The organism is Aquimarina macrocephali JAMB N27 (assembly GCF_000520995.1).
In the GTDB taxonomy this organism is placed as follows: domain Bacteria; phylum Bacteroidota; class Bacteroidia; order Flavobacteriales; family Flavobacteriaceae; genus Aquimarina; species Aquimarina macrocephali.
The window spans coordinates 47,623-71,228 of record NZ_JACA01000035.1; the positions used below are offsets into that span (position 1 = coordinate 47,623).

Here is a 23,606-nt window from a genome sequence, read left to right on the forward strand (position 1 = left end):
AGTTATATTATGAAAGATCTAAGTACACTTAAACAAGAATTCCTGCCAAGACATATAGGTCCGGGTAAAAAGGAAATTGATCAAATGCTAAACGTGATTGGTGTTTCATCATTAACACAGTTAATTGATGAAACGGTTCCAAAAAACATTCGTTCTACAAAACCATTAGCATTACCAACAGCTCAAACAGAATTGGAGTTCCTTACCAACTTCAAATCTATGATGGAAAACAATAAAGTATTCCGTTCATTTATAGGAATGGGATATCACGACTGTATTGTACCACCAGTTATTCAGCGAAATATTCTTGAGAATCCAGCTTGGTATACTGCGTACACACCGTATCAGGCAGAGATAGCACAAGGTAGATTAGAAGCCTTGATCAATTATCAAACCATGATTACAGATCTTACAGGAATGGAACTAGCCAATGCTTCTCTTTTGGATGAAGCTACGGCTGCAGCAGAAGCCATGACACTTCTATATCGTGTAAAAAGCAGAGCAAAAAAACAAGCCAGTACATTTTTTATTGATAAAAAAACATTTCCGCATACCATAGAGCTTATTATAGGTCGTGCAGAACCTATTGGTATTAATGTAATTGTTGGAGATATCGCTGAACTTGACATCTCAAATCCAGATCTTTTTGGACTTCTTATCCAATATCCAGATAGTGATGGCGCAATTACAGATCCAACGTCTTACATTACTGAAGCACAAAAGCATGAAGTAAAAATTGCTGTAGCATCAGATCTAATGGCATTAACACATATTACTGCACCAGGCGAAATGGGAGTAGATGTAGTTGTAGGTACTTCACAAAGATTTGGAGTACCCTTAGGATATGGAGGGCCACATGCTGCTTATTTTGCTACAAAAGAGGCATATAAACGTCATATTCCTGGTAGGATTATTGGAGTAACAGAAGATAGCCATGGTCGTCCTGCATATCGAATGGCACTACAAACCAGAGAGCAACACATTAAACGAGAAAAAGCTACCTCAAATATCTGTACCGCACAGGTATTACTTGCTGTAATGGCTGGTATGTATGCTGTGTATCACGGGAAAGATGGTCTATCTCAGATCGCCAATAAAATCCATTTATCAACGGCTAAACTTAATCAGGAATTAGAAAAACTTGGATATACGCAAACTAACACTCATTTTTTTGACACTTTAAAGATTAAAGTTGAGGACAAAGAAAGTATTAAAAAATTAGCACTGGATAAAGAAATTAATTTCAGATATTTTGATGATAATCATATTGGGATATCACTACATGAGAAGACTACATTAGCAGATCTACAGGACATCATCGAAATCTTTGCTGCTGCAAAGAGTAAAGCTGTGAAAATAACAGATTGGAAAATTGATACAACTGTAATCCCTGCTTCTTTACAAAGAAAATCTTCTTATTTAGAACACCCTGTATTTAATTCTTACCAGGCAGAGCATGAAATGCTTAGATATCTAAAAAGGTTAGAAAATAAAGATCTCTCATTAGTACATTCTATGATTGCCTTAGGTTCATGTACCATGAAACTTAATGCAACTACAGAGATGATGCCTTTATCTTGGGGTGAATTAGCTAACATTCATCCTTTTGTACCTACAAATCAAGCAAAAGGGTATCATCAAATGTTTGAACATTTGGCCTCATGGTTGGCAGAAATCACTGGTTTATACACCACCTCTCTACAACCAAATAGTGGAGCCCAGGGAGAACTTGCTGGTTTAATGGTTATAAAAGCATATTATGCAGATAAAAACCAAACCCATAGAAATATAACTCTTATCCCATCCTCTGCACATGGTACCAATCCAGCAACAGCAACTATGGCGGGTCAACAAGTAGTTATTGTATCCTGTAGAGAAAATGGGGATATAGATATTGATGACTTGCGTGCTAAAGCCGAAAAGCATAAGGATAATTTAATGGCATTAATGGTTACCTACCCTTCTACTCATGGTGTTTTTGAAGAAAACATCAAAGAAGCTTGTGAGATTATTCATGATAATGGAGGAAAAGTATACCTGGATGGAGCAAATCTAAACGCTCAATTAGGATTAACAAGTCCTGGAATTATCGGTGGAGATGTATGTCACCTTAACCTTCATAAAACCTTTTGTATTCCACACGGTGGTGGTGGACCAGGAATGGGTCCAATTGCAGTAAGTAAAGAACTTGCTCCATTTATACCTGGTAACGCTGTGGTAAAAAACGCAGGAGGAGAAAAAGCTATCGCAGCTATCTCTGCAGCACCTTGGGGTAGTGCAAGTATTCTTTCTATCTCCTATGCATATATTGCATTAATGGGAGGCAAAGGATTAACCTCTGCGACAGAAATGGCAATTCTAAATGCTAACTACATAAAAGAAAAACTTGTTGATCATTACCCTATCCTATTTACCGGAGAAAACGGGCGTAATGCTCATGAGCTTATTATCGATTGTAGAGCATTTAAAGAAGAAGATATTACCGTAACTGATATTGCAAAAAGACTTATGGATTATGGGTTTCATGCACCAACAGTATCTTTTCCTGTTGCGGGAACCATTATGATAGAGCCTACAGAAAGTGAAACTGTAGAAGAGCTCGATCGTTTTATTGATGCTATGATTAGTATCAGAAGTGAAATAAAAGAAATAGCAAACGGAACTGCCTCTAGAGAGCAAAATGTATTAAAAAATGCACCTCATACAATGGAGTTTATCGCTCAGGATAATTGGGATATGCCGTACTCCCGAACCAAAGCCGCTTTTCCGCTATCTCATATAAAAAGTAATAAATTCTGGCCTAGCGTAGGTCGTGTAAATGATGCCCATGGAGACAGAAATTTAATGTGCAGTTGTCTACCTGTTTCGGCTTTTGAAGAAGATACTAAGAATACAGAAATAACTATAAACTAATATGGAAACAGAACTAATAAGCATAGCTCTCGAAGCTAAACATCAGGAATTGGGAGCAAAAATGGTCCCATTTGCAGGATATTTAATGCCACTTCAATATACCTCTGTAGTACAAGAACATAAAACCATAAGAGAAGGTGTTGGTATATTTGATGTATCGCATATGGGTGAATTTATCCTTAGGGGCCCTAAAGCGTTAGATTTAATTCAGAAAATAAGTAGTAATGACGCTACCAAACTAAATATTGGAAGTGCGCAGTATTCTTGTATGCCTAATGATAAAGGCGGTGTTGTAGATGATCTTATTATCTATAAACTAGACGATCAAGAATATTTATTGGTAGTTAATGCCTCTAACATTGATAAGGATTGGAACTGGATAAAAAGTCATAATACAGATAATGTAGAAATGATTGATCGTTCTAATGAGATGTCGCTTTTTGCTGTACAAGGCCCACTTGCAAGTCAGGTATTACAAAAACTTACCAAAGTAACTCTTGCTGATATCCCATACTACACTTTTGTTATGGGTGAAATTGCAGGAATACAAGATGTAATTATTTCTGCTACAGGATATACAGGTGCAGGAGGTTTTGAGCTTTATGTGCCTAATTCTGGAGCAGAACAACTTTGGGATGCAATTCTTGAAACCGGTAAAGAAGATAACATTCAACCTATCGGACTTGGAGCAAGAGATACATTACGATTAGAAATGGGATTCTGTTTGTACGGAAACGATATTGATGACACTACCTCTCCATTAGAAGCAGGGTTAGGTTGGATTACAAAATTCACTAAACCTTTTATCAATTCTGAAGCCTTACAAAAACAAAAAGCAGAAGGGATTACCAAAAGATTAGTTGGTTTTGAAATGATAGAAAAAGGTATCCCTAGAGCTGGATATACAATATATAATGAAAATGATGAACTCATCGGAAAAGTAACTTCCGGAAGTCAATCACCTATATTAGAAAAAGGAATAGGGCTTGGCTATGTAACGGTTCCCCATGCCAAAGCAGACAGCACTATTTTTATCGAAATTCGAAATAAGCGTATCAAAGCAGTAGTTAAAAAAACACCCTTCATAAAAAAATAAAACTATGAATATTCCAGAAGAATTAAAGTATAGTAAAGATCACGAATGGATCAGAATAGAGAACAATATTGCACATATAGGTATTACCGATTTTGCACAAGGTGAGTTAGGAGATATCGTATATGTAGAGCTCGAATCTTTGGATGAAGAACTTAATGAAGGAGAAGTAATGGGATCTATTGAAGCGGTTAAGACTGTTTCTGATATTTTTATGCCCATTTCAGGTACTGTTATCGAAGTTAATGAAGAACTGGAGTCAAATCCAGAAATGGTAAATTCTGATCCTTATACCAATGGTTGGCTTGCCAAAATAGAAATCTCTAATCCAGACGAAATTGATGCCTTACTAAATGCTGATGGATATAAAAAATTGATAGGCGCAGAATAATAGTTTTCTATCAAAAATTTAACTGGCATGCTTTTAAACGATAAATTGATAATTATATCGAAAAATCATATAAAAGAATACATGCTATTTTTTCCGAAAAGCAACTGTTTATTGTATCTTAGAGACTCTTTAAAAAAATTAATTTAAAAACTCATAAAAATGGCAATTATTAAAGTTATTGAAGTTCTAGCGAATTCTGAAAAAAGCTGGGAAGATGCAACCAAAAATGCAGTGAAACAAGCTAGCAAATCGGTAAAAAATATTAAATCGGCATATATAGTTGACCAAAGCGTAGTGGTCAAAAATGATGACGTATCCGAATTTAGAGTGAACTTAAAAATCTCTTTTGAAGTAAAATAATAATTTTATTTCTTCTTTATAAAAAGCATCCTGAATTATTCAGGATGCTTTTTATATTTTTATACATTACTAAAATCGACTCTGGTGAAATATTCATATCTCATTATATTATCATTATTGCTCACAACGTGCACAAGTCAAAACAAATCTCCTATGGAACAACATACCTATACTAATGATCTTATTCATGAAACCAGTCCATACCTCTTGCAACATGCACACAATCCCGTGAATTGGAAACCTTGGGGAGAAGAAGCTCTACAACAAGCTAAAAAAGAAAACAAGCTTATCATTGTAAGCATAGGATACGCAGCTTGTCATTGGTGTCATGTTATGGAACATGAAAGTTTTGAAGACCCAAAAGTAGCAGAAATCATGAATGCTAACTATCTAAATATTAAAGTAGACCGTGAAGAACGACCAGACATAGATCAGGTATATATGAGTGCTGTGCAATTAATGACCGGTAACGGTGGTTGGCCTCTTAACATGGTTATATTACCCGACGGAAGACCTGTTTGGGGAGGTACTTATTTTCCTAAAGGGAATTGGGTTGATGCATTAAAACAAATTTCAAACTTATATAAAAAACAACCCGATAAGTTAATAGAATATGCCGAAAAACTGGAACAAGGAATTAAAGCTGTAGACCTCATCGAGGTAAATACTAATGCTATTAATTTTGACAAAGAATTTATAGCATCTTCTGTAAAAGAATGGAGTTCTCATTTTGACCATCAAAAAGGAGGTACAAAACGAGTTCCAAAATTTATGATGCCAAATAATTATCATTTTCTTCTTCGATATGCCTATCAAACCAAAGACGAAACACTATTAGATTTTGTAAAAAACACTTTGATAAAAATATCATATGGCGGGGTATATGATCATCTTGGGGGAGGATTTGCGCGATACTCTATTGATGGGAAATGGCATGTTCCTCATTTTGAGAAAATGTTATATGATAATGCGCAATTGGTAAGTCTGTATTCTGATGCTTTTTTGATCACCAATGATCCCTGGTTTAAGGATGTGGTATATGAAACTCTGGATTTTATATCAAGAGAACTCACTAATAAAGAAGGTGCCTTTTATTCATCTCTGGATGCAGATAGTAAAACTCTGGACGGAGAATTAGAAGAAGGAGCTTTTTATGTATGGACCAAAGAAGAACTAAAAAAAATAGTGCCAGATGATGACTATCCCCTCTTTGCTGATTATTACAATATAAATTCATATGGTTTCTGGGAAAAAGAAAACTATGTTTTAATTAGAAAGGATACTCATCAAAAGTTTTGTGATAAAAATAATATCGACAGCGAAGTCTTGATAAAAAAAATCTCTCAATGGAAACAAGTTTTACTTCATGAACGTGAAAAACGGTCTCGGCCACGATTAGATGATAAAACTTTAACCTCCTGGAATGCTTTAATGTTAAAAGGTTACCTGGATGCTTATAGAGTTTTTGGAGAGAAAAAATTTTTGGATGCGGCCATAAAAAATGCAAAATTTATCAAAACTACTCAGCTAAAAAAAGATACCTCTTTATTTCATAACTACAAAAATGGTAAAAGCACCATTAATGGGTATTTAGAAGATTATGCACTAGTTATCGAAGCCTTTATAGCCTTATACCAAAATACATTTGATCCAGAATGGCTAGAAATATCAGAGCAACTTACACAATATACTTTAAATCACTTTTTTAATGAGAATAAAAACATATTCTATTTCACTTCTGATCAAGATCCAAAACTCATTACACGTACTATAGAATATAGTGATAATGTAATCCCGGCATCCAATTCGATTATGGCTAAGAACTTATTTCTCCTATCTCATTATTATGATCGTTCTAACTACAAAGAAATAAGTGAACAAATGTTACATAATATTAAACCGCAAATCAAGTCTTATGCATCAGGATACTCTAATTGGTTAGACCTTATGCTTAATTTTTCTTTTGACTTTTATGAGTTGGTTATTATAGGTAAAGAAGCAAAAATCAAATTAAAAGAAGTCAGTCAAATTTATATTCCAAATAAACTAATGGCGGGGGGTACATCAGATTCTGATACAGCATTATTAAAAAACAGATTTGTTAAAGACAAAACTTTGTTTTATTTATGCGTAAACAATTCATGTAAATATCCGGTTGAAGAATTTAAAAACATTTTACCTTTAGAGTAAATACCTTTGAGGAAAATTCACAAGGTATTCGACTGAAACCAATACTGAATTTCAAAATTAAACTGGCGTGGTTTTTGAGCCAAATTTGTATAACATAATATTTAAACACTAATCCAAAATTCACATATTATGAAAAAAATGATCTTATTTTTTATAGTTTCCATGTTTGCATTTGTCGTTAATGCTCAAATAGGAACTGCTCATGCAGATTTTTTAACCCCTTTATTTCAAACACACAATAGTGTAAAAGACTTTAAAAAATCAAATGATATTCATAGTAAAACAAAAGGATCTCCATATGAAAACGAAAAGTTTGAATTGGGAGAAATTGTACATACGAATTCTAAACAAAAAATTCAAAAATTATTTTTACGATATAATGTATTTGACGATCAAATAGAAGTAAGTAAAACCTCAGAAGTTACTGAATTACACGGCCTTCTTAAAAGTGAACATATATATGCTCGTATTAATAATAAAGAATATCATTATAAGAAGTACAAAGATTTAAACGACCAAACAAAGAAAGGGTATTTAGTCAAACTAAGAGGTAATGCCAAAATTAGTTTATACAAATTACTTGTAAAAAAATATACCAAAGCCAAAATTGCAAATACTTCATACCATAAAAATACTCCCGCAAAGTTTACAGATCAACAGACCTATTATATAGAAATAAACGAAAAACTATTCCCTGTTAGTTCAAGTAAAAAGAAAACGGTAAGTATCTTTCCTGAAAATCAAAAAGAAGTAAAAGATTTTATTGGTAAAGAAAAATTAAGTTTAAAGAAAGAAAAGGATTTGGCTAAATTAATAAATTTCTATAGCACATTATAAAACCTTTTTTCAATAATGTATCCATAAAATGCTCAATCATTTTTTCATTTTGAGTCACTCAATAAATGTTAAAAAAAGTGTATTTCAAAGGTTTTTTAAACACATTAAACCATAGACAAACAACAAGTTAGTAGTCTAAATCCTACAATTTTTACGGTTTTACCGTAAAAATTGTATGTGAATTATCTGTTAAAATTGCAATTTTATTCCTAATAATTTAACGCTTCATGTATTTGAATTATGAAATTCGTAAAAATTTGATCAAAAAAGCATAATATTTGTATTTAAAGTGTTATTTCTTTAAGTTTATCATACCTAAATCGAAAAACTATGAGAAGAATATTACTTTTTTTATGCTTAACAGCATCGTCGGCATTATTTGCTCAATTACCCCGAAATTTACTTACACCTACTACCAGAGTTTCTTTATATGATGAATATGATGGTAGTATTTATATGAAGAGTCGTTATAAAGAATCTAGTGTTATTGATGAAAAATCAGGAACTTTTGATGCTAAACTTAAATATAACATCTATTCTGATGCTCTTGAATATAATTCGCAATCCAAATTATACGAAGTGGTTAAAAGCCCAACTATTCATGCTCGAATTGATGGTGATTATTTTTATTACTGTGAATTCAAAAATCAACGAGGAAGCAATAGAGATGGCTACTATGTATTAGTAGAATTAACCGATAAATATCGTATTTATAAAAAATTTACACTCAAGGTAAAAGATCCCGAAAAAACAGGTCCGATAATCAGTGGTCCTTCTGATCCAGGTACACTTAGAATGCTTACCTCCTATTATCTAGAAGAATCGGGTGTTATCATGGAATTACCTATGAACAAAAAAGAAATGCTTGCAGCATTTAATGATAAAGAAAACGAATTAAAAACTTATTTAAAAAAGGAAAGAATTCGTTTGAGAAAAGAAGAAGATTTAATTCGACTTGTTGCTAGATATAATGCTCTAAAAAGCTCTGATTCTAGCCCGTCACAAAGTCTTTTAAGTAATACGGGTCGAGGTAACTAACATCTTCAAAATCTTTTTTCAAAAATTTAGGATAACTTAACATTGCCATCTCATTTGCAGATGGCAATTTGTTTTGTATAAATACAGCATTAGCATCGCTACAAATAGCTGAAAATTTTTCTACACCGTTTCCTATGAAATATACTTTTTTCTCCTGCAAATATGCTTCAAAAGAAGTATCAATAAGAATTTCTGCCTCTGTCTTTCTTATTTCTTCATAAGTATTAGTAAATACAGCAGAATACACTTCCATTCTTCGAGCATCAAGCATAGGGACAATATAGCTATCATTTTCCTGTGATACCTGTAATGCTAGTGAGTGAAGAGTAGGAACAGATAGTAATGGTATATCTAATGCATAACATAAACCTTTTGCTGCAGATACTCCTATTCTTAACCCTGTATATGACCCAGGACCCTTGCTAACCGAAACCGCAGAGAGATCCTTTGGGGTCAACCCAGCTTCTTTGATAACTTTATCTATAAAATTATGCAACCGTTCTGCATGAGAATATGTACTATCATAATCCTCTATTAATCCAATCACCTCTTCGCCATTAGCTAAAGCTACAGAACAATTGGTTGTTGAAGTTTCTATGCAAAGAATATAGGCCATTTATCAAAAATTTAGGCAAAGATAATCTAATTAGACAAAATTGTTTATCTAATTAGATGTGTCCTTTACTAAATATTATACTGAAGTTTTAACTGATAGATATTTTGATTAGTACCTAACTTTTGATCGTATTTTTATTTGGTAGATTTTTTCTCTTTCTCGGTAGTTACCTTATCTCCTGTTTTAAGTATTTTGGTTACTACATTATAGGGCCCTGTTATAACCTCATCTCCTTCTTTCAATCCGCTAGTTATCTCAATATTACTATCATCCTGGATACCCGTTTTTATCACTCTCAATTTTGCTGTTTCGCCATTCTTAACGAACACACATTCGAATTTTTTATTGGTATCTGATGAGATTTTATCCTTAGATGAGATTTCTTTTATAGCTGAAGTATCATTTTTAATTACTATTGAGCTTATAGGAACTCCTATTACATCCTTTCTTTTATCAGTAATAACATCGACTGTAGCTGTCATACCCGGTCTAAACGGAGAATAGTTTTCGGGTTTACCTTCTGTTAAATCGGTATATGATTCTTCCAGAATTCGAACTTTCACTCTAAAATTAGTTACCTGATCTGCACTTACAGCATTTTCTGCAGAGTTAGCGATTTCTGTAACAATTCCTTTAAATTGTTTCTTTAGATAAGCATCTACTTCAACAATAGTAGAGTCTGCGATTGAAACTTTAACGATATCATTTTCATTCACATCTACTTCTACTTCCATATTACTAAGGTCAGCAACACGCACAATCTCTGTACCCGCCATTTGTTGAGTACCTACTACTCTTTCTCCAAGTTCTACAGACAACTTAGAAATTGTACCAGTCATCGGGGCATATATCGTAGTTCTGCTTAAGTTATCTTTGGCTTCATTAACAGTTGCCTGAGCACTTCTTACATTATAATATGCCGATTGTTTAGCAGCTTCTGCTCCTTCATATGCCGAGATTGATCTATCCCAATCTGCTTTAGAAATCACTCCTTTGTCAAACAATGCTTTATTACGATCATAGCTTAGTTTTGATTCTTTTAAACTAGCTTCAGCTTGTCTTAATCCTGCTCTTACATTTTCTAATGCCGCCTGAGATCTATTTAATCCAGATTGAATAATATCTGGATTTATACGAACCAAAAGATCTCCTTTTTGAACTTGTTGACCTTCTTTGATTGGCAAGTCAATAATCTCTCCTGATACTTCTGAAGAAAGTTTAACCTCTACTTCGGGTTGTATTTTACCCGTAGCCGAAACAGTTTCTACAATATCAATTTTCTCAATTTTGGTAACTGATACTTCTTTAAAGTTTCCGCTTTCACCAAACCATCCAGCTTTTTTACCATAAACGAGTAGTACAATTACAACAGCAACTATACCTATAATGAAGAGTAATTTTTTTTTATTCATGACGTACTTTAACGTTAATTCTATTCTATGAAAATACAATCTTTTTCTATATAGCAGCCAAAAAATCGAATGCCACTATTCTATAATTTTATATCAGCGATCTTTATTCCGAAATAAAGTTCCAGCACTTTTAATTTAAAAATATAATCAAATTTATTTTGTACTTCCTGGCTTTGTGCATTTTCTAATCTAAATTTTGATTGACTAAAATCAAATGCATTAGTTAGTCCTACATCATAACGATCTTTTGCGTATTCATATGCTCTTTCCTGAGCCTTTACAGAAACCTGAGCAGCTTCATATGCCTCTGCAGCTCCTTTTGCATCAAGATATGCCTGGTATACGTTACTATCCAAATCCAATTCTGCTTGTTCTAATTGAAATTCTGTACGCTTTACATTAACCTTATTTCTTTTTACAGCATTTCTTGCAGAAAATCCATTAAAAATTGGTACCTGAAGAGATAATCCATAAGAAATCCCATCGTTGGTATACAACTGATCAACATATGATGCAGCATTCTGTTCTACAAGAAGCAGATTAGGACTCTGAGTAATAACATTCTGCCCTGTTGCTTCTACAACACCAATACTTTGAGTTGTTACAGGGTTATTCTCATCCAAAACACGCGCAAAAGATTTAGCTCCTGATTCTCTTGTATTATAATTAAAAGAACCATTTAATGTAGGATAGTATGCTCCTCTTGCAATTTCAAGATCTTTTTCTGCTATAAGTTTATTCTGCTCGGCAATCTGTACTTCGTATCTTGATTCTCTGGCTTGAGCAATCACTTGATCTATAGGTTTATCTAACATTTCTGATCCGGGAACCAGATACTCTTGTTCTATAATATCAAAATCTTCGTAATTTTTAATCAGCAACCGTTGTGCTAATCCAATTAATGCAATCTGTACAGCATTTTCTGCCTGTACAATTCTAGTTAATTCATCTGCCGAAGTTGCTTCAATTTCGAGAAGATCACCTTGAGGCAACACTCCTGCTTCTACAAGATCTTTAGTACGTTGTAATTGTTCTAATGTAATCTCGTGCTGTTTCTCTACTACTTTTAAAGATTCCTTGTTTAAAAGCACTTGCAAATAACTATTTGCAACAAATAACGCGATATCATCTTTAGACTTACCGAGGTTATATTGACTTAGTAGTTTATTAAGTTTAGCTCTTTGAAATCTTTTTATATTTCTTAAACCACCAAATATGGTTATCCCAGCACTTATATTATAATTAGAACTTCTAAATGTCTGTGTTTTATTTTCGTTTGTAATAGGATCTGTTGATAAACCAGAACTCCAAAAGTTAGAAGCAGATGCATTTAACGAAGGTAGAAAATTTCCTATAGCATCAATTCTATCAATTTCTGTTGCCTCTACATCTAATGCTGATTGCTTTATCGCAATATTATTTTCTAAAGCATATTCTACACATTCGCGTAATGTCCATTTCTTTTCTTGTGCCTGAGTTTCTAGCACTCCAAAAAACGTAATACATAAAATTAAAATTCTAACTCTCATAAGTTTAAAATCTATAGTGTCCTTTTGTAACGAGAACTTGCCTAAATCTTTTACTATTATTTTCATACTATGGTATAGGTATATATTTGATTGATGTTGTTACAGATTATTTAAAAAAATATTTTTAATTACCTAACTACTATCAAAAATATTGTTTTAAACATGCTGGTTTTAACCTTTTTCATCTTCTTTTTTAATTGGCTCTGTTTTATTCCAAACTTTAATATCATCTTCTTCGGTTATTCCTGATAGGATCTCAACATTAATACCATCAGAAATACCAATCTCAACATCTTTTCTTTCAAACTTTTGGTCTCCTGTTTGTACTTCTACATAAGGATCTTCTGTTTCTTTATCAAATTGTAAAAGTGCTTCTTTTACAGCGAGAATATCATTCTTTGTTTCCAAAACAATTGAAGCATTTGCACTATATCCTGCTCTTATAAAGTATGATTTATCCAGAAAAACTTCACCTTCAATTTTAAACTGAACTGCTCCTTGTTCTTCATCTCCTTTTGGTGCAATGAATTTTAATTTTGCATCAAATTCTTTATCTCGAATTGCTCCCAGACTAACTTTTAGAGGCATATCAATTTTTAACTTATTCACCTCTGCTTCATCTACTTTTCCTTCAAAAATCATTTTGTTCAAATCTGCAATTGTAGCAATTGTGGTTCCATCGTTAAAGTTATTACTTTCGATCACCTGATCTCCTTCTTTAACAGGAATCTCAAGGATTGTTCCCGATACGGTTGCACGTATATTAGTATTAGCTGTAGAAGAACCTCCTGCAGAACCCAATCGTATGATCTGAAGATCGCTCCGAGCATTTGAAAGGTCTTGTTTTGCCTGATTATATCTTAGATCTACAGTATTAAAATCCTGACTAGAGATTACTCCTTTATCAAAAAGCGCTTTATTTCTATCGTACTCTACTTTAGAATTATTCAGAACAATTTGCGCATTTTTAACACGTCCTCTGGCACTGTTTAAGGATTGTTCATTAGGCACTACTTTTACTTTGGCTATTAAGTCCCCGGTTTTTATTGCTGCTCCTTCTTCAACATAAATCTTTTCTATAATTCCTGAGATCTGGGGTTTGATTGCCACTTCATCCTCTGGAACCACTTTTCCTGTTGCTACTGTTTTTTCTTCAATAGAAGTTTTAAACGCTTTTTCTGTAGTAAATACAATCGGTGATTTGCTATTAGAATCTAGAAGGTACTTACCTGAAAAACCAAGTAAGGCCACGAAAACTACAACTAGTAAAATTTTAAAAAACTTTTTCATTTTGATTGATGATTATTCTGGTTATTTATTTTATTCTTCTCTTAATGCTTCTATTGGTTTTATACTTACTGCTTTTTGTGCTGGAATAAGTCCTATTAACGTTCCTAACAACACTATTGACAATAATGCTCCTGCTACCGCAAAGAAATCGACTGTAGGATTTAAAATGGGCACATCATCATTATTACCAATTGCAGTATTGATACCCCAAAGTAACAGTGTACCAAAAATAAAACCTAATAATCCTGCTATAAAAGTAAGCAATACAGACTCTAACATGATTTGCCCTCTTACTTCTGCTGGTGTCGCCCCCAATGCTCTACGCACTCCAATCTCTCTTGTACGCTCTTTAACTGTAATTAAAAGAACATTCCCTATTGCAATTACTCCTGCAATAAGTGTAGCTATTCCTACGATATAGGTAATCAAACGCATACCACCCAGAAATCCATTAATTTTTGCTACTTCTTCGCCTAGATTAAAACTCCCAAAAGCCTGAGTGTCATCTGGGTGCACATTATGCATTCTCTTAAGCGTAGTTTTTATTGTAGTTTCTGTATTTACTATATTCTTATCTGGTTTGGCGGTGATTACCATCCAGGATATATTTTGACCTTGGTTAAAAATTGTTTGAAATGTTGTGAATGGTAGAAAAATAGAATCGTCTCCTTCAAATCCAGATTGAGTAGGTTTATATACTCCTATTACTTTGAAATAAATTCCATTTATTCTCACAAAGTCTCCTACTGCCTCTTCATCTTTATCATAGAATTGCTTATAGATATCTTCACCAATCACACAGACCTTACGTTCATATTTTATATCTTCTTCATTAATAAATCTTCCTCCATCAAATATTTTTTTCTTTGATACTTTGTCGATCGTTGGATAATCACCAAACACCTTAAATGCTCCTGACTTAGAACCTTTTACAAATTGCCCTGGTGGGGTTCCCCATTGACCAGTAACATTACGAGGAGCGATATACTCAATATCATCGACCTGAGATTTTAATGTTTCTACATCATTTAATGTGAGTTGCATTCGTCTCCCTCTTTTAAAACCTTCGTTAGGTATACTGGTTTGTTGCCCCCAAACAAACATCGTGTTGGTTGCAAAATCATTAAACTGACTTCTAAAACTATTATCCAAGCCCTTAGCCATCCCCAAAAGAAACACAAATAAAAACACTCCCCAGGTTACCCCGATAACTGTAATTATGGTTCTTATTTTATTCTTACGAATAGCTCCATAAATTTCTTGCCAGGTATCTCTTTCAAATATAAATTTCATACCATTTCGATTTTTAGTTATTCATCTCTCAATGCAATTATAGGCTTTATTCTTGCTGCTCTTCTTGCTGGGATATATCCCGCTAAAAGACCAAAAAATATCAATATTATTGTTGCAGTCATAATAATACCTGTATCTACTTTAGGGTTAAGAATAAAAAACTCTTCCAGGTTGTTACCTATAAGTTTTAATGCCAAAATTCCTAAAATTAATCCAAGATATCCTGCAACAGATGTTATCAGAACTGATTCTTGGAGTACCATAGCTATAATTGATTTTGGTGATGCTCCCAGTGCTTTTCTGATTCCTAATTCTTTGGTGCGTTCTTTAACACTAAATGTCATGATATTACCAATACCAATAACTCCAGAGATTAGAGTCCCTATACCTACAACAAATATGATCATATAAATACCTCCAAGAATAACCATAGTTTCTTTAATATCTTCTGCAAAACTTCGTACCCTGATTGCACTTTGATCATCCGGGGCTACTTTAAATTTTTCTTTAAAATCTTCTTCAATTTTTTTAGAAAATGCAATAGCCTGCTCGGTACTCATAGCCATATTATAAGATAGGTTTATCTGATTAATATGATCATTATTTCCATAGAGTAATTGAACAGTTTTATATGGCATATAGATTATTCGCTCTTCATTATCACCGCCACTATCTTGAAAAACTCCAATTATTTTATAGGCTATCCCATCTACATTTAACATTTTACCTAAGGCCTTTTCATTTTTAAAAAGATCTTTCTCTACTAATCTACCAATAACAATGTTCTTGGTACGTTCGTTAACATCTGACTCATTAAGATATCGTCCGTTCATCATTATGGTTTTCTCAAGATATTGATGATCTGGATGCACAGCTCTTATGCTATAGCTACCAGATTCTTTCTTATATTTTGCAGAACCATTTCTATATATTCTTGGGGTAGCAAACTCAACCTTGCCTATATAATTACTTTTTATAAATTCGAAATCTTCATTTTTAAACTGAATTCTTCTATTTTCCTGAAAGCCTTTATACGCTTTTGATGTATTTCCTCCACGAATGAATATGATATTTTGAGCGTCATCGACAAAACTGCTTAAAAAACTATTGAGAAGACCATTACCCAGTCCTAACAGAATTGTAAAGATCAGGATTCCTAAAGCCACTGTAAATCCAGAAAGGAATGTACGTAGCTTATTTTTTCCTATAGCTTCAAATATTTCACCCCATCTATCTCTATCAAACATATTGAGATGCTCTAACTTGTTCTACTTCTTTATCTTCAACAATAACACCATCTTTAAGGTGCACTATACGTTTACACATATCAGCAATATCCGGCTCATGAGTTACTACCAATATTGTTTTACCTTCATCATTAATATTCTGAATGATATCCATTACTTCATACGAAGTTTTACTATCCAAAGCTCCTGTTGGTTCATCTGCCAATAACACTTTAGGATCTGCAGCTAATGCTCTGGCAATTGCTACACGTTGTTTTTGTCCTCCGGAAAGCTCACTTGGTAGATGGGTCGCCCATTCTGCCAATCCTACTTTGCTAAGATAATCCATCGCTGTATCAATTCTTTCTTTTCGCTTTTTGCGTTGGTAGTACAATGGAAGGGCAACATTTTCTAAAGCTGTCTTGTAATTAATCAAGTTAAAGGATTGAAAAACAAATCCTAAAAATTTGTTACGATACTGTGCTGCTTTAGTTTCGTTTAATCCTTTGATAGGAACTTCATCTAAAAAATAGCTTCCGCTATCGGCTTCATCCAGCATTCCTAAGATGTTTAACAATGTAGATTTTCCAGAACCCGAAGATCCCATTATAGCGACCAACTCGCCCTCTTTTACATTAAAATCTATTCCTTTGAGTACATGAAGCGAATTGCTTCCCATTTGGTAAGATTTATGTAAGTCTTTTATTTCAATCATAATACTTGATTAAGATTTGTAAGGCAAAATACCTTAGTAAAACTGAGACCACTAGCCTAAAAATACTGTATAGTATTAGATCAATCTTACAGTTTTCCCCTGAAGACTTATTGATTGGTTAGTGTCGTCTTGTTACATAAGACTAGTTACATGGTATTTTTGTTACATCTTTTCTTGTTATGAAAATGTTAAAAAATTAAGAACTCTTTAATTAAAGCTTTTTTGCAGTTGCCGATTTTCTTTTATTTCTATAAATAATGTACCCTACAACCCCTATTAGGACATATGGTATAATCATTAGGTATACAATCCCATTATTGATTCCTTTTGCAGTTTCCCGTCCTTCTTCATTCTCCAGAACTGCTCTGCACATTGCACATTGTGCCTCTACCGGGGTGGTAAATATCAAAAAAAGAATTAGTATGTAAAAAAATTTTATTCGCATATGTATGTACTCAAACTAAACATAATATGGAGATATCATAAAATATACAATCACTCCTGTAACAGCCACATACAACCAAATCGGAAATGTAATTCTTGCAATTTTTTTATGTCTATCAAATCGTTTCGCCAATGCTCTTACATAAGTAATCAATACAAAGGGAATAACGACAACCGACAGGATTATATGAGTGACCAAAATAAAATAATATACATACCGTATCGTTCCTTCTCCTCCAAATCGAGTAGAATCACTAGTCATATGATACGCGATATACATCAATAAAAACAATACCGAACATAAAATAGCTGTTTTCATGAGCTTCTCATGTAATGCAATATTCTTATTTTTTATTGCCCATAACGCAGCTAGTAAAATCACAGCGGTTAAACCATTAATAGTTGCATATATTGGGGGTAAAAAAGTAAGGGGTTGCACATCAAACCCAAGTTTTCTCAGATTAACTCCAAATAATGCTGCTACTGCAAGAGGAATAAAAACCGATAAAATTACAATCCATTTATTGTATTTTTTTTCTACATCTGATTGGTTGTTGTTACTCATTCTTATCTAATAGTTTCTTTATATCTTCTAATAAAATAGTTATTTGTTCTTCTTCTCCATTTTCATCTACTTTTTCCTTTACCCCAATTGTTCCTCTATAATAAATAATAGGATTGCCTGAGGCATCATATCTAGATCTTATATATCCTTCCTGATCAATTAAAGCAAAGTAGCCGTTATGCTCAAATCCACCTGGCACATCGGGATTCTCTGCAGCATAAATATTAAATCCAGCGTTGGCCAATTCATAGATATCTTCTCTATCTCCTGTTAAAAAATGCCAATCAGGATCTATTACTTTATACTTCTCTGCGTACTTCTTAAGTCTTTTTGGTGTATCAAACTTAGGATTGATCGTAAAAGAAGCTACTCCAAAATTTTCATCGTCTTTTAATTTATTTTGCAGATATACCAAATTTTTATTCATCTTAGGGCAAATAGTAGGGCAACTGGTAAAGAAAAACTCTGCTATATACACTTTACCTTTATAATCATGATTAGTAATTAGAATACTATCCTGATCTAAGAATGCAAATTCAGGAACTTTTTTTGGTGTTCCGTTAAGTTTTATATAACTAAGTTTCTCATTGGCAACAGGGTTACTGGCACTCATCCTATCATTTTTAACAATCGAAGTGCTTTTAATTCTATTTATAATCTTTGGGATAAAAATGATTCCAAAAACCAATATGATAAACGATATCCCGATGTATGAATTTTTTTTCATGCGCTTACTCTTTATTTCTTTTTACGATCTGCTTTATATTTTTTTAAAGCCAAACGATATTCTGCAAGAATCACTTTTACATCATCACTCATGACATTTGATAAATCAGCAACAGAACTTGCATCATAACCATATACTTTTGATTCATTCTCTTTTAAATTACCATCTCTACCTCTTAGTCCTCCATTTTTGTCAACTATATACACATACTGAGTAGCCAAATTATCATCTAATTGATGCGGAGTCTTTAAACTCTTAAATAAGGCTTTTATACTTTCTGGGGTGCCAAAAACAAAGTTCCACTCAGAAACATCGGTAATGTTGTCTAATTCGTCCAATAGTTTCTTTGCAGCATTCTCACTACCATAAGGTAGAACCATTACAAACTGAAAATCACGAAACCCATAATTTTTTTTATAAATTTTTTGATTTAAGTTAAAAGCATTTCCCTGTTTGTTATGAATATCTTTCCCTAAGAAACCAAGTACAGTAATCTTATCAGAAAAACTAACTTCTTTTTTGGCTAGTGGTTCAAAATTTTTAAGATTCTCTATAGATTCATTAAGCACAGGAAGTTTGGCGAAATTATGTACTCCAGAAGCAAAAAATAAATAAGCCACTAATGGTAATACAAATAAGACTCCTAAGACAAGAAATTTTTTCATTTGACAAGTATCAAATAGTTATAAAGTCGATATTTAATACCGTTCATCCTTTCAATTTACTAGAAAAGAAAATTCAAACAACAAATGGTATAAATTCTGAAATAAGCTCAGAACAATTGTGTAAAAATAAAAAAAGACGGCTTAATAGACCGTCTTTTTACAATGCTTTTAACTTATATATTTAACGGATTAAAAATCCCAAGCTACATGCCCATTTTTATAGATTTCAAATATGTAATCTCCTTCTGTAAGCAGGATAAACATTAAATAACAAATTAAGAAAATTCCTGTCCAAACGACAGATCTTCTTAAGCCTTTAGTCTCACCTTCCATATGCATAAATGACCAGGTGATATAATATGCTTTGTAAATTGTAAGAATAATAAAAATCCAATTTAATAGTTTCATACTAATTAAAGTGGTTTCTACTAAAAATGCAGGTTTTATAATCCCTAATATTACTTCTACTATTGTAACAACAGATAATAGAATAAATACTTTCCAGATTCTTCCTATATTCGATTCGTGATGCGCTGTATCGTGTGCCATGCTGTATAACTACTAAATTTTTATTAAACCAGGTAAAAGAATGTAAATACAAATACCCATACCAAATCTACAAAGTGCCAGTATAAACCAACCTTTTCTACCATCTCATAATTCTTTCTTCTTTCATAAGTACCGAGAATTACATTGATAAAGATGATGATATTAATAACTACTCCAGAAAACACGTGAAAACCGTGAAAACCAGTAATAAAGAAGAAGAAGTTAGCAAATAATGGAGTACCATATTCATTATGTGTAAGATTTGCTCCTTCTACAATACCAATAGCGTCTGCTTGCATTCTTTTCAAGGACTCTGTTCTTGACAAGATTGTTTTCTCTCCTTTTTCTGTTAGCGTTTGAGTTCTTACCAAAAGATCTTTTCTTTTTGCAAAACCTGTTCTTATTTCTTCAATAGTATAGGTAGGAAGAGTTCCTTCTTTTTTATACCAAATTCCATTTTTTCGCTCATGTTGAGTCCTATCCTTATGGGTATCGATAATTGCAATATCTTTTAGACCTACTCTATGCCCTTCACCATCTACAAATTGCAAAATTTGTCCTCCTTTGGTTTCTACCGCGCCATATTCTCCTTTGATAAAGTTTTTCCACTCCCAGGCTTGTGATCCTACAAATATTGCTCCACCAATTATAGTTAAGAACATATAAAAAATTACCTTTTTCTTTTTCATATGATGTCCCGCATCTACGGCTAATACCATAGTTACTGAAGAAAAAATCAAGATAAAAGTCATCAAAGCCACATAATACATTGGAGCATCTACCCCATGTAAGAATGGAAAGTGATTAAATACTTGATCGGCTATAGGCCAGGAATCTATAAATTTAAATCTTGAAAAACCATAAGAGGCTAAAAAACCAGAGAATGTAAGTGCATCCGAAAGGATAAAAAACCACATCATCATCTTACCATAACTTACCTTGAGTGGTTGATTGCCACCTCCCCAGGTTTTATCTTCAGTACCTGTTTTAGTAACAGTTGTTTCCATATAAAGAATTTGGTATTGTTAAATTTCCCACAAAAATAATCAATTTTATCATTTCACCTGCTCAAATTTATTTTTTAATTGTCACAGATGCTTTTCTTTAAAACAATCTCTTTTATAGTATTAAATCAATGATCTAAGATCATTTAACGAAATACAAAAACAAAAAGAGATAAACCCACAGGAAATCAACAAAATGCCAGTACATAGCACCTAATTCTAAACCAAGAGTTTGACCTGTTTTATATTTTTGTTTAAAATGATTATAAATTACAACTAAAAGCACTAATATCCCTCCAATGATATGTGCAAGGTGTGTTACTACAATTATAAACATAAATGTAGTAACGATATTAGATGTCGGACCTGTAAAATGATATCCTTGTCTAATAATATCGCTAAACCCTTCAAACTGCAAGAATATAAATACAATTCCTAATGCAAGTGTAGAGAGCAGTAATACTGTAGCCAGACTTCTATTATTTTTCTCAATCGCGTTTTTCACAAAGTAAAATGTAACACTACTTGCTACTATGATCAATATACTATATATAAATGCATTTGGAAAAACAAGATCTATCCCCCAGTCTTTCCTACTTTTACTCACAACATAAGCACTAGTAAGTCCTGCAAACACCATTGCCATACTAATCATAGCAAACCACATCATGGTTTTTTTGGACCTATTAACTTTTTCTTGTGTTGTTCCTTGTGTTAAATCCATATTCTAACAAATTTATCTACTACATAAATGACTTGTAATAATGTAATATACAAGACACTCATTAGCATTAATTGCTTTGCTGTTTTAGCATCTCTAACCTTATATAATCGAACTGCAGATCTAATTAAAATTATTCCTAAAAACAGAATAATTACTCCTGATACCGGAGTAAGATAAAGTTTACCAGTAACTCCAAAAACAGGTATTAAAGAGGTTACTACAGTCCATAATGTATAAATAATAACCTGCACAGCAGTACCTTGATCCCTTTTACCTGTCGGAAGCATAAAAAATCCTCCTTTTTTATAGTCATCAAACAAAAACCATCCTATAGCCCAAAAATGTGGAAACTGCCAAAAGAATTGAATCATAAACAATGTTCCTGGTTCTATCCCAAAATTATTTGTTGCCGCCACCCATCCTAACATAAAAGGAATTGCTCCAGGAATAGCACCAACAAAAACAGACAATGGTGTTTTTGTTTTTAAAGGAGTATATAAACTTACATATATAAATATAGAAATCGCTCCAAACATAGCCGTTTGAGGATTAATCGTATACAACACAGATATTCCTGCAATTGTAAAAAATGTAGCAATTGCAAAAGCCGTATTAACAGACATTCTTCCAGACGGAATCGGTCTATTTTTAGTACGATCCATCAGCTTATCTAAATTTCTTTCTATAATCTGATTATACGCGTTTGAGGCCCCTACCATAAAATAACCTCCTACAGCGAGAAGAATCAGGGTATTCCAGGAAACTGTTTCTACACCTAATAAATATCCAGCAACAGAAGAAAAAACCACACTTAATGCCAGACGCATTTTTGTAATTTCTTTAAAATCCTGAACAATCGAGATTTTTATAGTATTCGTTTGGGTCACGCTCAAATTTTGCACGTTTTCTAAATAGCTTTTTTTAAAAGTGGTGCAAAGATATATCTTAAAAGCATTTTAGACAACTTATAACTACTTATAATTCACCTTTTAACAACTTACCTCTACAATAAACAAACAATTCTAAGAGTTGATCAAAATTTCTTTTTACAGAACATTTTGATAATCACCCCAATAGCCAAGAGTAATTTTTGCGCTTTATTAACGACAAATCATCATAAAAAAACCACATAAAATCATCTCTAATGAAAAAATTACTGATTCTCGCAGTCTTTACACTTTTCTTTGCTGCTAATGCACAAGATAAAGAAGTCAAAATCACCGTTGACCCATTGTCAGATAATATTTATATGCTAACTGGTCAAGGAGGTAATATTGGTGTTTTTAAAAACGAAAAAGGATTGTTTATCATTGATGATCAATTTGCACGATTATCTGATAAAATTCTCACCAATCTAAAAACAATAAGCGACCAACCGGTTACTATGGTAATCAACACACATTATCATGGGGATCATACCGGCGGGAATGAAAATATGGCGAATAGAGGCGCTACGATCTTTGCTCAAAAAAATGTAAGATCCAGAATGGAAAAAGGACAAAAGGAAAAAGGAAGCATTGTTCCGCTATCGTTACCCGTAATTACATTTAACGAAGGGTTGCAATTATATTTCAAAGATGAAAACGTAAAAGCGTTTCATGTACACAATGCTCATACCGATGGAGATGCTCTTATCTATTTTGCAAATGGAAATGTACTACATATGGGAGATACCTTTTTTAATGGACGTTATCCCTATATAGATTTAAAATCTGGCGGAAGCATTAAGGGATACATAAAAGCATCAGAAAAGGCATTACTTATCGCAAACGATGCCACTAAAATCATTCCCGGACATGGGAAATTGGCAACAAAAAAAGATTTGGAAATGTTTTTGAAAATGCTAAAAGAAATTACCAGTACTATTCAAAAAGAAATCGATGCTGAGAAATCTGAAAAAGATATTATAAAGAACACCTCGCTTACAGCGACCTATGATACAAAAGGATACGGTGATGGATTTATTAACTCAGAACGTATGCGAAAAACGATTTACACTAGTCTCACCAAATAAAAAGAATCTAT

The 23,606-nt window shown here is 32.9% G+C and carries 23 protein-coding genes; 8 read left to right on the top strand and 15 right to left on the bottom strand.

The genetic code is table 11. The features are described 5' to 3' along the window. Positions 1–9 precede the first annotated feature (9 nt). The 7 genes from gcvP (at position 10) to Z054_RS0118800 (ending at position 8,822) form a co-directional block, all read left to right on the top strand. Entirely contained in the window at positions 10–2,913 is a 2,904-nt protein-coding gene (gene gcvP, locus Z054_RS0118770; protein WP_024771583.1) for an aminomethyl-transferring glycine dehydrogenase, read from the top strand. Position 2,914: 1 nt separating this feature from the next. Beyond that, positions 2,915–4,009 (top strand): glycine cleavage system aminomethyltransferase GcvT, encoded by a 1,095-nt coding sequence (gcvT, locus tag Z054_RS0118775; RefSeq protein WP_024771584.1) that lies wholly within the window; start codon positions 2,915–2,917, stop codon positions 4,007–4,009. A gap of 4 nt (positions 4,010–4,013) precedes the next feature. Further along, positions 4,014–4,397: a glycine cleavage system protein GcvH gene (gene gcvH / locus Z054_RS0118780; protein ID WP_024771585.1), complete on the top strand. Its 384-nt coding sequence runs from the start codon at positions 4,014–4,016 to the stop codon at positions 4,395–4,397. 159 nt (positions 4,398–4,556) lie between these two features. Next, the gene (locus tag Z054_RS0118785; protein WP_024771586.1) at positions 4,557–4,757 is read left to right on the top strand and encodes a dodecin family protein; all 201 of its coding nucleotides are present in this window, start codon (positions 4,557–4,559) and stop codon (positions 4,755–4,757) included. Between the two features lie 153 nt (positions 4,758–4,910). Next, positions 4,911–6,947 carry a thioredoxin domain-containing protein gene (locus Z054_RS0118790; RefSeq protein WP_024771587.1) on the top strand — a complete coding sequence of 679 codons (2,037 nt, stop codon included), beginning with the start codon at positions 4,911–4,913 and terminating at the stop codon, positions 6,945–6,947. 129 nt (positions 6,948–7,076) lie between these two features. Further along, a complete protein-coding gene (locus Z054_RS0118795) occupies positions 7,077–7,784 on the top strand; it encodes a hypothetical protein (protein ID WP_024771588.1) in 708 nt (235 codons plus the stop codon). Between the two features lie 330 nt (positions 7,785–8,114). After that, positions 8,115–8,822, top strand: a complete 708-nt coding sequence (locus Z054_RS0118800; protein WP_024771589.1) for a hypothetical protein — start codon at positions 8,115–8,117, stop codon at positions 8,820–8,822. Here the strand turns inward: Z054_RS0118800 and tsaB are convergent. The 15 genes from tsaB to cyoE all read right to left on the bottom strand — a co-directional run bounded on the left by tsaB (position 8,776) and on the right by cyoE (position 22,408). Then, positions 8,776–9,438: a tRNA (adenosine(37)-N6)-threonylcarbamoyltransferase complex dimerization subunit type 1 TsaB gene (gene tsaB / locus Z054_RS0118805; protein ID WP_024771590.1), complete on the bottom strand. Its 663-nt coding sequence runs from the start codon at positions 9,436–9,438 to the stop codon at positions 8,776–8,778. The genes Z054_RS0118800 and tsaB overlap by 47 nt on opposite strands. 134 nt (positions 9,439–9,572) lie before the next feature. Then, positions 9,573–10,850 carry an efflux RND transporter periplasmic adaptor subunit gene (locus Z054_RS0118810; protein WP_024771591.1) on the bottom strand — a complete coding sequence of 426 codons (1,278 nt, stop codon included), beginning with the start codon at positions 10,848–10,850 and terminating at the stop codon, positions 9,573–9,575. An 80-nt stretch (positions 10,851–10,930) separates the two neighbouring features. Beyond that, positions 10,931–12,445 (bottom strand): TolC family protein, encoded by a 1,515-nt coding sequence (locus Z054_RS0118815; RefSeq protein WP_241461426.1) that lies wholly within the window; start codon positions 12,443–12,445, stop codon positions 10,931–10,933. Between the two features lie 105 nt (positions 12,446–12,550). Then, on the bottom strand, positions 12,551–13,669 hold the full coding sequence (locus Z054_RS0118820; RefSeq protein ID WP_024771593.1) for an efflux RND transporter periplasmic adaptor subunit: 1,119 nt from the start codon (positions 13,667–13,669) through the stop codon (positions 12,551–12,553). A 30-nt stretch (positions 13,670–13,699) separates the two neighbouring features. After that, complete coding sequence (locus Z054_RS0118825; protein WP_024771594.1) at positions 13,700–14,962, bottom strand: ABC transporter permease; 1,263 nt, start codon at positions 14,960–14,962, stop codon at positions 13,700–13,702. Positions 14,963–14,979: 17 nt separating this feature from the next. Further along, on the bottom strand, positions 14,980–16,209 hold the full coding sequence (locus Z054_RS0118830; RefSeq protein WP_024771595.1) for an ABC transporter permease: 1,230 nt from the start codon (positions 16,207–16,209) through the stop codon (positions 14,980–14,982). Next, complete coding sequence (locus tag Z054_RS0118835) at positions 16,202–16,903, bottom strand: ABC transporter ATP-binding protein (RefSeq protein ID WP_024771596.1); 702 nt, start codon at positions 16,901–16,903, stop codon at positions 16,202–16,204. Before Z054_RS0118835 ends, Z054_RS0118830 begins: the two co-directional genes overlap by 8 nt. 211 nt (positions 16,904–17,114) lie before the next feature. Further along, positions 17,115–17,312, bottom strand: coding sequence for a hypothetical protein (locus tag Z054_RS0118840; protein ID WP_394331063.1), 198 nt, complete (start codon positions 17,310–17,312; stop codon positions 17,115–17,117). Positions 17,313–17,363: 51 nt separating this feature from the next. Beyond that, on the bottom strand, positions 17,364–17,912 hold the full coding sequence (locus Z054_RS0118845) for a DUF420 domain-containing protein (protein WP_024771598.1): 549 nt from the start codon (positions 17,910–17,912) through the stop codon (positions 17,364–17,366). After that, entirely contained in the window at positions 17,905–18,639 is a 735-nt protein-coding gene (locus tag Z054_RS0118850) for an SCO family protein (RefSeq protein ID WP_024771599.1), read from the bottom strand. The genes Z054_RS0118845 and Z054_RS0118850 overlap by 8 nt, the downstream gene beginning before the upstream one ends. Positions 18,640–18,650: 11 nt before the next feature. Beyond that, entirely contained in the window at positions 18,651–19,304 is a 654-nt protein-coding gene (locus tag Z054_RS0118855; RefSeq protein ID WP_024771600.1) for a hypothetical protein, read from the bottom strand. Between the two features lie 189 nt (positions 19,305–19,493). Further along, on the bottom strand, positions 19,494–19,853 hold the full coding sequence (locus Z054_RS0118860) for a cytochrome C oxidase subunit IV family protein (protein ID WP_024771601.1): 360 nt from the start codon (positions 19,851–19,853) through the stop codon (positions 19,494–19,496). A gap of 23 nt (positions 19,854–19,876) precedes the next feature. Then, entirely contained in the window at positions 19,877–20,860 is a 984-nt protein-coding gene (locus tag Z054_RS0118865) for a cytochrome c oxidase subunit 3 (RefSeq protein ID WP_024771602.1), read from the bottom strand. A 139-nt stretch (positions 20,861–20,999) separates the two neighbouring features. Beyond that, positions 21,000–21,581 carry a cytochrome c oxidase subunit 3 gene (locus Z054_RS0118870; protein ID WP_024771603.1) on the bottom strand — a complete coding sequence of 194 codons (582 nt, stop codon included), beginning with the start codon at positions 21,579–21,581 and terminating at the stop codon, positions 21,000–21,002. Further along, positions 21,572–22,408: a heme o synthase gene (cyoE, locus tag Z054_RS0118875; RefSeq protein ID WP_394331064.1), complete on the bottom strand. Its 837-nt coding sequence runs from the start codon at positions 22,406–22,408 to the stop codon at positions 21,572–21,574. Before cyoE ends, Z054_RS0118870 begins: the two co-directional genes overlap by 10 nt. A gap of 317 nt (positions 22,409–22,725) precedes the next feature. Between cyoE and Z054_RS0118880 the strand changes: the two genes are divergently transcribed. Continuing rightward, positions 22,726–23,595, top strand: coding sequence for an MBL fold metallo-hydrolase (locus Z054_RS0118880; protein ID WP_024771605.1), 870 nt, complete (start codon positions 22,726–22,728; stop codon positions 23,593–23,595). Positions 23,596–23,606 lie beyond the last annotated feature (11 nt).